General features: G+C 40.1%; 14 protein-coding genes. 5 read left to right on the top strand and 9 right to left on the bottom strand.

Annotation, left to right across the window (positions count from 1 at the left end; all coding sequences use genetic code 11):
- Positions 1–109 precede the first annotated feature (109 nt).
- The 6 genes from B9T34_RS03205 to B9T34_RS03180 all read right to left on the bottom strand — a co-directional run bounded on the left by B9T34_RS03205 (position 110) and on the right by B9T34_RS03180 (position 6,907).
- On the bottom strand, positions 110–1,981 hold the full coding sequence (locus tag B9T34_RS03205) for an acyl-CoA synthetase (RefSeq protein WP_171265113.1): 1,872 nt from the start codon (positions 1,979–1,981) through the stop codon (positions 110–112).
- 67 nt (positions 1,982–2,048) lie between these two features.
- Positions 2,049–2,498: a hypothetical protein gene (locus B9T34_RS03200; RefSeq protein ID WP_086211731.1), complete on the bottom strand. Its 450-nt coding sequence runs from the start codon at positions 2,496–2,498 to the stop codon at positions 2,049–2,051.
- A 47-nt stretch (positions 2,499–2,545) separates the two neighbouring features.
- A complete protein-coding gene (locus B9T34_RS03195; protein WP_086211730.1) occupies positions 2,546–2,968 on the bottom strand; it encodes a nuclear transport factor 2 family protein in 423 nt (140 codons plus the stop codon).
- Between the two features lie 508 nt (positions 2,969–3,476).
- Positions 3,477–4,406 (bottom strand): AraC family transcriptional regulator, encoded by a 930-nt coding sequence (locus B9T34_RS03190; protein ID WP_086211729.1) that lies wholly within the window; start codon positions 4,404–4,406, stop codon positions 3,477–3,479.
- A 141-nt stretch (positions 4,407–4,547) separates the two neighbouring features.
- Positions 4,548–5,576, bottom strand: a complete 1,029-nt coding sequence (locus tag B9T34_RS03185; protein WP_171265112.1) for an alpha/beta hydrolase — start codon at positions 5,574–5,576, stop codon at positions 4,548–4,550.
- Between the two features lie 83 nt (positions 5,577–5,659).
- Entirely contained in the window at positions 5,660–6,907 is a 1,248-nt protein-coding gene (locus B9T34_RS03180; RefSeq protein ID WP_171265111.1) for an NAD(P)/FAD-dependent oxidoreductase, read from the bottom strand.
- 285 nt (positions 6,908–7,192) lie between these two features.
- Here B9T34_RS03180 and B9T34_RS03175 point away from each other — a divergent pair, with 285 nt between their 5' ends.
- The 5 genes from B9T34_RS03175 (at position 7,193) to B9T34_RS03155 (ending at position 11,266) form a co-directional block, all read left to right on the top strand.
- Positions 7,193–8,374 (top strand): aromatic ring-hydroxylating oxygenase subunit alpha, encoded by a 1,182-nt coding sequence (locus tag B9T34_RS03175; RefSeq protein WP_086211726.1) that lies wholly within the window; start codon positions 7,193–7,195, stop codon positions 8,372–8,374.
- A 4-nt stretch (positions 8,375–8,378) separates the two neighbouring features.
- Complete coding sequence (locus B9T34_RS03170; protein ID WP_086211725.1) at positions 8,379–8,753, top strand: hypothetical protein; 375 nt, start codon at positions 8,379–8,381, stop codon at positions 8,751–8,753.
- A gap of 8 nt (positions 8,754–8,761) precedes the next feature.
- Positions 8,762–9,214 (top strand): flavodoxin domain-containing protein, encoded by a 453-nt coding sequence (locus B9T34_RS03165; protein WP_086211724.1) that lies wholly within the window; start codon positions 8,762–8,764, stop codon positions 9,212–9,214.
- Positions 9,215–9,301: 87 nt separating this feature from the next.
- Positions 9,302–10,285 carry an MBL fold metallo-hydrolase gene (locus B9T34_RS03160; protein WP_086211723.1) on the top strand — a complete coding sequence of 328 codons (984 nt, stop codon included), beginning with the start codon at positions 9,302–9,304 and terminating at the stop codon, positions 10,283–10,285.
- Positions 10,286–10,297: 12 nt separating this feature from the next.
- The gene (locus tag B9T34_RS03155) at positions 10,298–11,266 is read left to right on the top strand and encodes a SphA family protein (RefSeq protein WP_086211722.1); all 969 of its coding nucleotides are present in this window, start codon (positions 10,298–10,300) and stop codon (positions 11,264–11,266) included.
- An 87-nt stretch (positions 11,267–11,353) separates the two neighbouring features.
- Here the strand turns inward: B9T34_RS03155 and B9T34_RS03150 are convergent, their stop codons facing one another.
- The 3 genes from B9T34_RS03150 to B9T34_RS03140 form a co-directional block, all read right to left on the bottom strand.
- Positions 11,354–12,202, bottom strand: coding sequence for a DUF4116 domain-containing protein (locus B9T34_RS03150; protein WP_139841246.1), 849 nt, complete (start codon positions 12,200–12,202; stop codon positions 11,354–11,356).
- A gap of 85 nt (positions 12,203–12,287) precedes the next feature.
- On the bottom strand, positions 12,288–13,493 hold the full coding sequence (pcaF, locus tag B9T34_RS03145) for a 3-oxoadipyl-CoA thiolase (protein WP_086211720.1): 1,206 nt from the start codon (positions 13,491–13,493) through the stop codon (positions 12,288–12,290).
- Positions 13,494–13,617: 124 nt separating this feature from the next.
- Positions 13,618–14,268, bottom strand: coding sequence for a 3-oxoacid CoA-transferase subunit B (locus B9T34_RS03140; RefSeq protein ID WP_086211719.1), 651 nt, complete (start codon positions 14,266–14,268; stop codon positions 13,618–13,620).
- Between the last annotated feature and the right edge of the window lie 10 nt (positions 14,269–14,278).

Here is a 14,278-nt window from a genome sequence, read left to right as displayed (position 1 = left end):
TCTTTAAATTTTATTACTTGGTCATTTAAGTAAGAGATTCATCAAAAAATAGCGACTTTCAATCTTCCATTTTGATTTCTTAAATGACTTTTAAAACCTACTGATTTAATTAAACATTTCCATTAATTCGGAATGGAATGGTAAATGTACCTAGAATTTGTTGTATTAATTCAGGTGTAGGGCTCTGTATTTCCACAAAGAATCCTTCTTTCCCTTTATCCAATACCTCTAAATCAGCTTCTAAACCTGCATTTTCAAGTGCTTCTTTGAATACACGGTGAATGGCTTTCTGACGTAGTGGTGGCTTGAAGAGTTTGCCAATTGGCGTCACAGGTAGAGTATCCATCACTTCTACATAGCTCGGTGCTGCACCTTTTTCAGCAATATGATCACGCACCCAATCTTTGAGCGCATCACCTGTAATAGATGTCCCTTCGACTAAATCAACATAAGCACACGGAACCTCACCTGCATAAGCATCAGGTTGCCCAATGGCTGCGACATTTTTGACTGCAGGATGTTGTGCCAAAGCATTTTCGATAATAGATGGATCAATATTATGCCCACCACGAATAATCAAATCCTTACTTCGACCTGTTAACCAGACGTAACCATCTGCATCAATTTTTGCAAGATCGCCTGTATTCAACCAACCCTCAACAAATTCATCTCCTGAACCGCCAAGATAGCCTGGGAATACATTTGGTCCGTGAATCAACAATTGACCGACTTCATTCGGCTCACACTCACGAATCAATTTACCTTCGGCTCTCACTTCAGCACACTTTAATTGTTGAAATGGAATTCTCATTCCAATAGAGCCAATCCGTCTTTCACCAGCAACAGGATTCATGGTTGAAACCACAGTGCCTTCTGTTAAACCGTAGGCTTCTAACAATTCAACACCTGTATAAGCCAATACACGTTTAAATAGATCAGGAGCCAATGGTGCAGCACCGCAAATGGCGAGTTTTAAACTCGAAATATCACAGCCATCTTTTGGCACTTGGATCATAGAGCCATAAACAGTGGGTACACCGCTGATTGCAGTCACTTTATATCGATCTACAATTTTCCAAATATTCGGAATCACTGTCGGCGTGCGATAACCTGCAGCCGTCACTTGTAAAACTGTTCCACCTGCAAAAAAAGTACTCAACCCAGTACCAATCACGGCATTGACGTGAAATAGCGGTAGGCCCACAAAGAATTTAGTTTCTGGATTTGTACTCGTAATCAGGCTTAAACAATATGCCGTATAAATTTCATTTTCATGCGTATGTGGGGCGAGCTTAGGAATACCTGTCGTGCCACCCGTATGAAAAATTGATGCAATATCTGAAGCATTGAACACACGTTTTGACAATAAATTACCTTTAGGCTGTTGATCACGTAATTTTTGATACGCAATAATTTTCTTCGCTTTAGGCGTTTCTTGTGGCAGAGTCGATGCAGCGATACCATAATAATGTAAAGGGTCTACCACAACGATTGCTTCAACACTATCCACTAAATCTGCAACAGCGATCAAAGGTGTTAGTAAGTCCGCAGTAGGGCTAGGTGCTAAAGTTACGATCACTTTGGTTTTGGCTGCGATCATCAGCTTTGTAATGGTTTCACCATTTGATAATGGATTCAGCGCATTAACGATTCCTGTCGCTTCAGCTCCCCAAATCACTTCATGTGTTTCAGGCAAGTTAGGCAAAATATAGGTCACGACATCAGTGCTTGAAACACCAAGTGTATGAAATAAATTTGCTGCCTGCGTTACACGCTCCAATAATGTTGAATAGGTTGTAATGACAGGCTCTTCTTCTGCATCGCCTTTGACTAAATATTCAATCGCATGATTGTTTGGATAAAGTTGTGCACTGTTTTGCAAAACTTCATAAGTGCTATTAAATGCACATTCTGCTTTCCAGTGACGTTTTTCAATTTCAACTATATCTTGTATTGAACGAATACCATTGCTCATAGACATATACATTTCCTTTGCTTAATTTTTACTGTTCTATTTCATCGGTTTACTTTGGGATTAATAACGAATCTTATTTAAAAATTCCAAAATGCAACTGTAAAAATGCACTCAGTAGAATCAAACTAAATACTGAAAAAGCCCATACATTGAGTTCAAAAGTAAGATATTTGGTTTTAATTGGAGGATAGCCATTTTCATCAAATGCTTCTCCGCCATAGACTGGCATTGAAAGATATGCACCAAAGAAACCTGCATAAATAAATGCATTCAAGAGAGCAACCACATAGAAATGGTCTACTGAGCTTGCTTGATAAAACCACAGTAAATAGTAACTAAAGAAACCGATTGCACCATAAGATAAACATTGCCAAACCACATGAAAACGGGCATGCCCTACCCAAGTTGGATTAGTTGCATGGGTTTTATTAAAATCAGCAAAAAGCGGTACGATTGAGCAGCCAAATACTGAAATTGAAAGCAATACTTTTACTAAAAAATATGAATCTGAAACATTATCCATGTTCTATTCCTTTAAACATCGTTATCCATTAACGAGCGTTTTAATTTTTACTTTTGAGTTAAATTAGGCACATGTCCAAATACAGGTGTGATCACACGTGATTGGTAGCGCCATACTCCATCTTCTGCTCGTACATATTCATCCTGATAATCAGCAATCATGTGAATTTCAGCTGGATGTGGTCCTTCACCATCAAAAGCGAACAATGTAAGCACAGAAACAGCAGAAATCGAATTTTCTGTTTGTTTTAAAATCACTGGATTTGAAAATAAATGACGTGATTTACGCACACCACGTGCTTTACGCATGTCATAAAAACCTTGGATTTGCGATTGGCCTTTGGCTTGCATAGGCCCCATGGCATAGAGACCATCTTCTGTAAATAACTCAGCGACACCATTTCCATCATGATGATCAATAAGCCATGAAAAACGCGCATTGAGTTCTAAAATCTTTGAATAATCGTCCATATTTTTCTCCAAGCCTTATGAGGGCCTGCAATCAAACTTATTTTTTATTCAGCTAAAATGACCTAATTCCTTTAAATCATTTTTAAATTCTCGAATGATTTTTCGGCTATTAAACAACCTGCATTCATCTGTTTACAAAATATACACACTCTTAGTTGGTCGTTCAAGTAATTTTAAAATTAAAAATTGTAAGTCAATTTAAATATTTGTTTTTAAACTAAATATATTTATAGGAAGAGAGGTGTTTATTACGTCCTTCGTAAAAATAATATTGAGCTCTAATTTGGAAAACCCAGTAGCAGAACCAGGTTCATGAAGTGAAATTTTAAGATTTTTAAAAAGTTAGTTATCTTTTGAAATTTAATTTGTTTTAAATAAAATAAATATGAACTGGATTTTAGGTGAACATAAGTTAAATAAACAACACATGTCATTTACTTCATTAATATTGATATAGAGTAAGTTTTATCCTGACCAACAGTCAATCTACTATGTTATCAAAGTAAGTTTAACTTTTATTCTTGAATTCTCTTGGCGACATGCCCAATACACGTTTAAACAGCATGGAAAAATGTGTTTGGTTTTTAAACCCCAAAGCAGCGCTAATATCGTTTACTGAAAGTTGCCCTTTTTTAAGCAATTCACAAGCCCGATCAATTTTCTTTTTGGTCATAAACGCGTGCGGTGTCATGCCCGTACTTTGCTTAAACATGCGTGAAAAATGAAATTCGCTCAAATTTGCTTCTTTGGCCAAATCTGCAATGGATAAATCCTGATGCAAATTTTCATGGATAAAGTTTTTTAGCTTATTTAAACGCCATAGCGGAATTTTTCCGTCATAACGGTTTGGAATGGCAGAATTATTGGAAAATTTAGAAATGATGCGAGCCGCAAGCGCTAAAGATATAGATTCACCATACAGCTGACCCGTTGCAAAGCCATTTTTGCATTCCTCAAGCAAAGCCATACTCAGATTGAATAATTGTGGATCTTGCGTATTGGTATTACGTAAAAATTCAATCTGATCAATAGATTGTGCATCACCAAGCGCTTTTTGCAGACACAACTGAGATGGCATAACAATAAGCAGCTGACGCGGTTCTGCCCAACGTGCACCCACAGCTTCACCTAAAGGATCAAAATGCATTGAACCTTCGTTAATCAGCAGCTGTTCAAAAGTACCGCTTTGTGTAATGCGCTCTACAGGACAGCTATGCTTTTCCAAATGAAAAACTAGTGCTGCGCGAGTTAAATAGCAATTATTAAATTCGCCAGGCTGCACAATACTGTATTCCAAATCTAGAATATCCCGCCATGGCGATTGAATTGAAGATGCCTGAACATCTACTCGATCAGCAAATGGCTTAATATGTCCTGCAAGACTATTTGAAACATTAACCAGCGTCGGTACGGTTTCTGAGGATTGGCTAATATACATGGCTATATCCTTACATTTATTGATCAGATCTTCATGATCTGTGCGCTATCTCAGCGAAACTTTTCCTCTTTTTAATATAGGAAAAGCATATTATTTCAATGACTAAAATAACATGCTTCCATTTAAACACAAACTAACAATCTACTTTTCTTGAAACCAATTATGAATAAAGTTGGCAATCTCATTGCTATTTTTTTCAATCAGCAGCATGTGCCCATTGCCATGTATGCCATAGTTTTCCAAGCGTAAATGTTCTGCTGTCACACCTGCTTGCTGTAAATATTCAGTCATACCGTGATTGTGCTGCGCCATCCAAGATGCTTCACCCGTCATAATCGACACAGGTATATTTTTCAGATTAACCAGCTGTCGAGCTGGTTCTTGCTGTACATAGCAATCAACGGTGTCTTTTTCTGCTGATTTTTTCAGCACTTTTGCAATATCACTGGCAGACTTCGCTTCTGGTGCATAGGTCATTGGAATGGCCGTAACGCCCCACTCTAGCTCGCCAGTATTTGCTGGACCTTTGGCAAATGGCGGGCCAAAAGGTTCCACCGCCATAATGGCTTTAACCAGTTTAGGACAACGGTCTGCCACCAGCCAGCCAAATGGTCCGCCCATTGAGTGGGTAATTAAATATGCAGGGCCAATTTTCTTTAACAATTCTACACCGCAGCGCGCCATATCTTCTTGCGCTCGTGCTAATGTCGATGGCATTGGTCCTTGGCTCGCCATAAACTGATCCAGGGTGTCTTGACCTGCAGGCCACTGTGTATGCAATTTTGCTTGCGGATAGTCGTTGCGCTTTTCGGGCTCTAGCATCATGCTTTGCATCATTTCATAGGTTGGAGATGGCAAGAAATCACCATCTGCCAATGGATTATATGGCGAACGCCCCATGCCCGGACGGTCAACGACATAGACATCATAACCTTGCTGTAAGAAATACTGCGCCCAACCTGGACGGCCATCTGGCGTGGTCATAAAATCTAAACCTTGACCGCCGCCGCCATGTACCATAACTACAGACTGACCAAGGCTGTTAACAGGTTTTTGATAAAATACGCCCATCGCATTATGCGCAAACGTATTACTGCCCAATGTTTTTTTTTCTACACCAACCCAAAAATATCCCTGTTCTGCAATTTCTAAGGCTTTTGCTGTTTTCATTTCAATTCCTTTTTCCATGTAATCTCTAAATTTCTTATCCAAAAATCAATATTAAGTCACTGCCCATTACTGATTGTTACTGCTTAAGCTTTTGCTAAAGCCAGCACTTGTTTTAAGTTCAAATCTGTATTTTCTTGAAGCTCTGCAAGATCAAAACTCAAACCGTTTTTTATGGCTCTACGGCACAAAGTCATGTCTTTACCGTTATTTACAGTAATTGCACCAACCAGTTGACCATTGTCTTTAAGCTGTAAAATGGTAAATTTGGCATCAGCCTGACTGCCTAGCAAAACTTGCTTCGATGCCAAATGACCGTAGCCAATAGCCTGTAAATTCCAGTCAAATTGATCAGACCACATCCAAGGTGCTGTTAAATCGACATTGGCCTGATTCGACATAAATTCTGCAACTGCGCGCCCTTGATCACGTGCAGGCTCCCATGCTTCCAAACGCATATTAAATTGCTCATTGGCAAAGTCTGTTGCACGGTTGGCGACGTCACCGGCAGCAAAAATATTGGCATCCAATGTTTGCCCGTTTTGGTCTACAGCTATACCGTTGCTAAGCAAATGACCAATGCCAGAGATTCCTTCTGAATTTGGATAAGCACCAATACCAATGACCACAATATCTGCGTCCAGAGTTTCGCCATTTTGCAACACAACTGACTCAACTTGTTCTGTACCTTGAATACTTTGCAAAGTACTGTTAAATAGAAATTTAACGCCATGATCTTCAAACTTGTGTTCAAAAGCTTGACTGACTTCTACTGGCATTGTGCGCGACATGACACGCTCAGTCAGACCAATTACTGTGACATCTAGACCCAATTGACTTGCTGTTGCCGCTACTTCTAAACCAATAAAACCATTTCCGACTACAATCAATTTTTTACCTGAAATCAATTGCGGTTTAAGTTTTTGCGCATCTGCAAAATCACGAATAGTAATAACCGAATCTAGATGCTCACCTGCTATATTTAATTTTCGCGGATCTGCACCTACGGTTAATAACAATTTTTCATAATAAATTTTTTGATTTTTTTCTGTTAAAACAAACTGTTCATCTGCATTAACTTCAATAATCGTGGTATCCAACAAAGTTTTCGCCTGATGCTCTTCCAACCATAGCGCTTCGCTCAGAAACTGCGGTGCCTCCTGCTCTTCTAGCAATGATTTTTTAGACAGCGGTGGTCGCTCATAAGCTAATGTTGCTTCACGGCCAATCAGCAAAACGTCATCGGCATGATTCATTTCAATTAAAACTTTTGCTGCGCTACAGCCTGCTGGCCCTGCACCAACCACAACAAAACGGGTTTTGAGATCATCCATAATTCTATATTTCCTGAGTACAGCCATGTATTACTTCCCTCTTAGAGTAATCAGGATATGTACTAAAAATACGGGCCATTCTGAAATAACAGCAGGTTTTTATATAAGGCAGCAAGAATGTTTATATTTATATAAATTTATTAAGTTATTGATATGTATTAAAATATTAAATCAGTAGCAAGTTCATATAGCTTTTAGCAGTTTTCTATATATTTACGCAGTTCTAGGCTTTGAGTTTTCTTTAAAGAGCTTTTACTCTGAATTTTTAAAAAGGAGTAAGCGAATATGGATTCTTCAATCAAGGGCCGTACAGACGGGCTAAATTGGAAAGCAAACTTTAAAGAAATTCTCTCTGAAGAATATTATCAAAAAGAAATTGATCAGATCTTTAAAAAATCTTGGCTCCCAATTGGTCATGACACACAAATTCCTAACCCAGGTGACTTTTTTACCAAAGAAATCCCAGGCTTGAATTTGTCAATGCTGGTCGTGCGCGGCAAAGACAAGAAAGTTCGTGTATTCCATAACCTTTGTCGTCACCGCGGTTTCCAAGTGGAATGCGCTGAGAAAGGCAATAAGCGTGCATTTACCTGTGAATTCCACGGCTGGGTTTACGATGCTCAAGGCAAGCTAAAAGGCGTTACAGATGAAGATAACTTTGACAACTTAGACAAAGATTGCCATAGCCTAAAAGAAATTAATGCTGAAGTTTGGGAAACTTTTATTTTCATTAACTTAGATGAAAATCCTAAAGAAACTTTGCATGAAGCTTTAGGTGAATTGGCTGGTGTATATACAGGTTTCTTCGACCGTTTCGGAGCATCACCACTTGTTCGTAGTGAAGTAGATTGCAACTGGAACTTAGGCATCAACGCATTCACTGAAAACTACCATACGCTTTACCTGCATGCTGGCACAGTGCCTGACTATCAAGGTAGTCCTGTAAACCCGCTTCGCCATTTGCCTGCAATGGAAATATTACAGCGTCATGGCCGTTACTCTACGCCAAACAACCCATTCCATGAACAGCGTCCATCAGAAAAGATTGCTTACTCAAAAATACCACCGTCAATTCCAACGTTTGTTTCAGATACAACGGGATTACCTTCTGGTATCAACTATGATCAAGTTGAAGGCTGGGCATTTGACGTTGTAGAACTGTTCCCGAACTTCGTGTTCCTTACAGGCCGTGATTGGGCGGTTGAAATTTGGTTTTGGCCAGTGAGTCCTGACAAATCAATCTTTGAAATTGGCTTGCTTTTAGATCCAGCAACATCTCATAGCCAGCGCATTGCGCAAGAGTTTGCACACACGCTGGTACGTGAAGTGGGCGCAGAAGATTTAAGTACTTTAGAAAAACAGCACAAAATGTTGAAAACAGGCATTGTTGATGAGTTTCCGCTATCAGATCAAGAATTTATGTTAGCGCATCACTACCGTGTTTCTCGTGAAATGATTGAGGGTTAAGACCATGAACCAAACTGTAAATGCATTTAAAAAAGACAATTTGATCGAAACTTTACCGGCACTGCCTGCTCAATTCAGCGAATTGCAGCGCTTTGCGGCATGGGCTTTGCCAACTCAAGTTCTGCGCAACTCAAAACGCGCTGCTACTCCGATTGAAGAATTGAAAGTGGTTTATGACGCTTTGCTTCCAGAAGTTGAAAATATGATGGCGCATTTGGATACTTTCACCTTTGATCAACCTTTACCTGAAGAACAGGAAAATCTGAAAAATTTAGCATTGGCTTTCATGGAAATTTCACACCCAATTGAATTGGGCTGGAAACAAGGCTACAACACGCTAGGCTTCCCTATTTCACGTTTAGAAATTCCTGAACTATAAGGTGATTTATGAATATTCTCGTTACATATGCATCCATGACTGGCACTGCAGAATTTGTATCTGAGGAGCTTCATGATCAGCTGGAGGGTATGGGCTTAAGCTCTACCCTCCTCGACATGGGCGATTTAGATATTGAACAGATCAAAGCTTTTGACAAAGTCATTATCTGTTCATCGAGCTATGGCGCTGGCGATGTGCCATCCAATGGTGCGAAATTTTACAAAGCATTGACTGAGGCTCAGCTGGACTTATCTAGTATTGATTTTGCTGTATGCGGCATTGGTGATGGCAGTTATGTACATACCTTCTGCGGTGCGGCTAAAAAGTTCCAAGCGGCATTACAGCAAGCCAAAGCCAACGAGTTCAGCGAAGCTTTATTTCATGACTGTCGCAAGGACGATGAACCTGAAGTTAAAGCTGTTGAATGGGTGACAGACATTTTTGCAGGCTGTCCCACCTAAAGCTCAATAAGTTTCATGTTATTGCGCCTTTAATAAGGATTTATTAAAGGCTTAGGACACTTTTGCTCAAATGAAAGGATTTCATTGATGAAAGCAATAAAAAAACATCACATCGCCTTATTGTGCGCGATGATTTGCAGCGCCTCAACAGCTACTTTTGCTGAGAAAGCAAATCTATCGAGTAATGCAATCTTAGCGAACCCATCTGCTGGGACTAAAGTTATTATGCTGGGCACAGCAAATCCGGGAGTCAATGCACATCGTGCTGGTCAAGGTATTTTAGTCGTTGTAGATAAGGAACTTTTTCTATTTGATGCGGGACCTGGTGCACTCAAAAATATAAATGCCTTGAATTATGATTTCATGCCATCGGTTAATCCTTTTCAGTTGAATCAAGACACGGCTTATAAAAAGTTAAATAAATTATTTATCACCCATTTAGATTCAGACCATGTGCTGGGCCTGCCTGAATTGCTTTTACGTCCATGGGTGTTAGGCCGTGAAGACAAACTTTCTATTGTTGGGCCCAAAGGTACTGCCTCATTGGTCAACAATACCTTGCTCGCGTTTAAGGATGATATTCAGCACCGCTTAAATAGCCCACAACCTACAACAAAATATGGCCATCAAGCCAATGTTCAAGAAATTAGCGGCAATCAAATTGTCTATCAGTCTGCAAAAGTCACCATTAAGTCATTCAAAGTTCAACATGGTACTTGGGATCGAGCCAAGACTTTTGGCTACCGCGTAGAAACACCAGATAAAACGATTGTGATTAGTGGTGATACTAAAAAGCAGGATGACATTTTGGCTAACTTCAAGGATGCCGATGTGCTGATTCATGAAGTGATCAGCAACAAAACAATCGATCAAATGCCTGCACAGTGGCGTCCATACATGTTGGATGCCCACACCACAACTGCTCAACTCGCTGACATTGCCAATCAGGTTAAGCCTAAATTGCTAATTCTGAATCATGCAATTACACATAGCGATGACAGCTTAATTCAAGAAATGGGGGAAATGTACAAAGGACCTTTCAAACTCGCAAATGATTTGGATATTTATTAAAGGATTAATCACATGACAAAATTTCAATTATCAACACTTGCATTATGCAGCTTAACATTATTTTCAGGGATGGCACAGGCAGCAGAACAGCCTGCAGATCGAAGCCGTGTTGCTTTTTTCACCTTGGGTGCAGGTCATTTACCTAAACCTAATTCCGACACATTATTGGCCAATTATATTTACAATGATTGGGATGAACTTACAGATGGCTCTGGTGACGACCGTCCAGGATTTAACAAAGTCAGTTCTAAATCACGCGGAATGTCTATAGGTTACCTACATATGACTGAAAAACAATTGTTTGGTGCGGATTATGGCTATTCATTTGTTGTGCCCTATTTTGATGTAACCATTGACCATGAATTAAATACACCTTATGGGGATATCCCTATTTATGGTGAACATAAAGATGTTGTCGGGCTTTTTGTTTCTCCAATTATGCTTGCTTGGCGCGGTAATGAAACCAACCCTTTACATCAAAATTTTCGTATCAATCTAGGTATGCCTGTTGCAAAATATGATGACGACAATCCAGCCAATGTATCACGAGATTACTTTTCTGTAGAAGCAGCTTACCAGAACACTTATAATTTTGCCCCGACATGGGATTGGTCTACTGGTATTTCATATCAATACAACTTCAAAAATATGCACAACAAACATCCGCAAGTTGTAGGTCCAGACGGTAAATATCAAAATGGTGATATGCTGACGGTAAACACTGCGGTTGGTAAAAGTTTTGGTCTTATATCTGCCGGTATTTCAGGCTATTGGATTGAACAGTTAAGCAAAGACACAATTAGCGGAGAGGATGTTGAAGGCCAAAGACAAAGAACTGCTGGAATTGGCCCTGTTGTTTCCGTGATGATCCCGACCAAAAAAAGCTTTAATATGGTCCATATGAAATATACTAAAGGCTTATCATCGAAAGAAGGTGTCACTGGAGACTTTTTTAATATTTTCCTGACCCATACATTTTAATTAGCATTTTGGCAATATCAAATATTTCAATCTAACCAGCGTTTTAGATTGAAATATTAAGATGAAACTGTTGTTAAAGACCTGCTATTACACCGTTAATAGCAGGTCTTTAATTTTTTGTTTAAAGGATATGTCACGGACAAATGTCAACGCTTCAGGATCTTTTGAAACAGCATATTGGCAAACTTCAAAACTCTGCTGAGCCATGTATTTTAATAAAAATGGATTCTGTGAGAGTGCTAATTGACACATCTCCATATTAGGGCTTGCTATATGACGTATTAAATTGGGATTCTTTTTCAGAGCCGTTTTACATACTTCTTCAGAAGGATTCTCAATATATTGAATTGCATGCGGCTTACGTTTAATGACTCGCAAACATAACTCTTCTGATGGCTTTTCAACAAATTGAATTGCATTGGCATTATTATTAATTGCAATTTGAATTAGATTTTCAGACTGTTGTTTTAGATATTGAAGCGCTAAGCCATTTTTTTTCAGAGCGTATTGCCACATTCTATCTGTTGGTTGCCGTATATGCTTAATTGCTAATGGATGGGATGCAATTGCAAGCATGCAAAGATTATCGTTTTGTTCATGTGCATATTTAATAGCAAAGCCATTGTTTAGTACTGCTTCCTTGCAAATTTCTGGTGTTTGATACTCCACATATTTTAAAGCTAGGCCTTCTTTTTTCACTGCGCTTAAGCAAATTGCTTCTGTAGGCTGCGTGATATGCTTTAGCAAATCTCCGTGTTTAGAGACAGCATAAATATAAATATCTTCATAAGGATGCCGCATATATAAAATAGCTTTAGGATTGATCTGAACTGCACTCAAACACAACTCATAACTTTGTTGCGGAATTTGATTGAGATATGAAATATCAGTTTTGACACGTTCATATTCGATACTGGAATTTGAAATGATTTTCATAAGAAATAAATTAACCATTCAAAATAAATGGCCAGCTTGTCGTTTGCATTTATTAAGAATGGTTAAAACTGTGAATTTTTAAATTTTAGACACGCTCAATAATTAAAGCTATCCCTTGTCCAACACCAATACACATTGAACATAGCGCAAATTGACCACCAGTTTGTTCTAGTTGGTTGAGTGCTGTAGTCACTAAACGTGCACCTGATGCGCCGAGTGGATGCCCCAAAGCAATCGCACCTCCGTTAGGATTAACTTTAGCTAATCCATCTTCTAGGCCAAGATCACGTGTCACCGCCAAAGCCTGTGCAGCAAAGGCTTCGTTCAGTTCAATCACATCCATCTGATCTAGTGTTAAACCTGTTTGAGCGAGTAATTTTTTAATTGCAGGCGCTGGCCCAAAGCCCATGATGCGCGGTTCTACACCAACTACCGTTGCACCAATAATTTTGGCACGCGCTTTAAGTCCGTACTTTTGTACAGCTTCATCTGATGCAATGAGTACTGCTGCAGCGCCATCATTAATACCTGATGCATTTCCAGCCGTTACAGTACCTTCTGCTTTTACCACTGGCTTCAGTTTGACTAAAGCTTCCATAGTAGTGTCAGCACGCGGGTGTTCATCTTGACTGATGATCTTTGGCTCACCCTTACGCTGTGGAATAGCTACGGGAACAATTTCTTTATAAAAAAAGCCACGGTGCTGTGCATCGGCTGTGCGTAACTGACTGACTAGCGCAAACCGGTCTTGGTCTTCACGGTTAATATTGAACTGTTCCGCAACATTTTCCGCGGTTTGCGGCATGGTTTCTACGCCGTACAGTTTTTTCAGTTTTGGATTGATAAAACGCCAGCCCATAGTGGTGTCTTCAATCTTTTGACTGCGGCCATATGCGCTATCAGATTTGCCCATCACAAAGGGCGCACGCGACATGCTTTCTACGCCGCCTGCAATAATTAGTTCAGCTTCACCTGCTTTAATTGCGCGGGCTGCCATAGCAACCGCATCAAGAGATGATCCGCATAGTCGGTTCACTGTCGTTGCAGGCACTTGGTAAGGCAAGCCTGCAAGTAGCGCTGACATACGGCCCACATTGCGGTTGTCTTCGCCGGCTTGGTTGGCGCAGCCATAAATCACGTCATCCACCTGTTCCCAATTCACAGAGGGATTGCGTTCCATCAGGGCTTTAATTGGCAATGCGCCTAAGTCGTCAGCACGCACAGATGCAAGTCCGCCTGCATAGCGGCCGAATGGGGTACGTATAGCATCGATGATATATGCGTTTTTCATTTTTAAATCCTTATCTGAAAGCTCCTCCCTTTTTAAAGGGAGGTTGGGAGGGATTTTAAAAAGATGATTTATTCCTAAAAAATCCCCCTAAATCCCCCTTTATAAAGGGGGACTTCCATTTTATTTAGATTGTCCCATCCAGCAGCTTCGCGCCGGTCATTGACTGCAATTCTTCAAAGCTCAAGCCCTCAACTTTTTCAATCACTGTCAAGCCTGCAGCTGTCACATCAATGACGCATAGATCGGTGTAAATACGGTCTACACATTTCAAACCAGTTGCTGGGTAAGCCAGTTCAGCGACAATTTTCGGTTCGCCTTTTTTGGTCACATGATCTGTGGTGATAAAAACTTTCTTTGCGCCTACGGCCAAATCCATTGCGCCGCCCACAGCTGGGATTGCATCTGGCGCGCCCGTATGCCAGTTGGCCAAATCACCATTTTCAGCCACTTGGAAAGCGCCGAGGACTGCAATATCTAAGTGACCGCCGCGCATCATGGCAAAAGAGTCGCCATGGTGGAAGAAAGCTCCGCCAGTCAGCATGGTGACAAATTCTTTGCCGGCATTAATCAGTTCAGAGTCTTCTTGACCTTTTTCTGGTGGTGGACCGAAAGCAAGCAAGCCATTTTCAGAATGCAAAAAAACTTCTTTGTCTGATGGTAAATAGCTGGCAATTTTGGTTGGCAGGCCAATACCTAAATTGACATAAGCACCATCTGGAATATCTTGCGCCACACGTTCAGCGATTTGATCGCGGCTTAATTTGGTATAGCTCATCATGATCTCC

The sequence above is a fragment of the Acinetobacter sp. ANC 3813 genome (assembly GCF_002135435.1).
GTDB lineage: Bacteria > Pseudomonadota > Gammaproteobacteria > Pseudomonadales > Moraxellaceae > Acinetobacter.
Note: the sequence above shows the minus strand (reverse complement) of the source record. Positions and strands in the feature narration are given on the sequence as shown.

What these genes read in the sequence shown, in the direction of transcription:
- B9T34_RS03160 (WP_086211723.1), top strand. Translation starts at nt 9,302, where the DNA reads ATGAAAGCAATAAAAAAACATCACATCGCCTTATTGTGCGCGATGATT.
- B9T34_RS03185 (WP_171265112.1), bottom strand. Translation starts at nt 5,576, where the DNA reads ATGAAAACAGCAAAAGCCTTAGAAATTGCAGAACAGGGATATTTTTGG.
- B9T34_RS03200 (WP_086211731.1), bottom strand. Translation starts at nt 2,498, where the DNA reads ATGGATAATGTTTCAGATTCATATTTTTTAGTAAAAGTATTGCTTTCA.
- B9T34_RS03195 (WP_086211730.1), bottom strand. Translation starts at nt 2,968, where the DNA reads ATGGACGATTATTCAAAGATTTTAGAACTCAATGCGCGTTTTTCATGG.
- B9T34_RS03165 (WP_086211724.1), top strand. Translation starts at nt 8,762, where the DNA reads ATGAATATTCTCGTTACATATGCATCCATGACTGGCACTGCAGAATTT.
- B9T34_RS03150 (WP_139841246.1), bottom strand. Translation starts at nt 12,202, where the DNA reads ATGAAAATCATTTCAAATTCCAGTATCGAATATGAACGTGTCAAAACT.
- B9T34_RS03190 (WP_086211729.1), bottom strand. Translation starts at nt 4,406, where the DNA reads ATGTATATTAGCCAATCCTCAGAAACCGTACCGACGCTGGTTAATGTT.
- B9T34_RS03170 (WP_086211725.1), top strand. Translation starts at nt 8,379, where the DNA reads ATGAACCAAACTGTAAATGCATTTAAAAAAGACAATTTGATCGAAACT.
- B9T34_RS03175 (WP_086211726.1), top strand. Translation starts at nt 7,193, where the DNA reads ATGGATTCTTCAATCAAGGGCCGTACAGACGGGCTAAATTGGAAAGCA.
- B9T34_RS03205 (WP_171265113.1), bottom strand. Translation starts at nt 1,981, where the DNA reads ATGTCTATGAGCAATGGTATTCGTTCAATACAAGATATAGTTGAAATT.
- B9T34_RS03155 (WP_086211722.1), top strand. Translation starts at nt 10,298, where the DNA reads ATGACAAAATTTCAATTATCAACACTTGCATTATGCAGCTTAACATTA.
- pcaF (WP_086211720.1), bottom strand. Translation starts at nt 13,493, where the DNA reads ATGAAAAACGCATATATCATCGATGCTATACGTACCCCATTCGGCCGC.
- B9T34_RS03180 (WP_171265111.1), bottom strand. Translation starts at nt 6,907, where the DNA reads ATGGATGATCTCAAAACCCGTTTTGTTGTGGTTGGTGCAGGGCCAGCA.
- B9T34_RS03140 (WP_086211719.1), bottom strand. Translation starts at nt 14,268, where the DNA reads ATGAGCTATACCAAATTAAGCCGCGATCAAATCGCTGAACGTGTGGCG.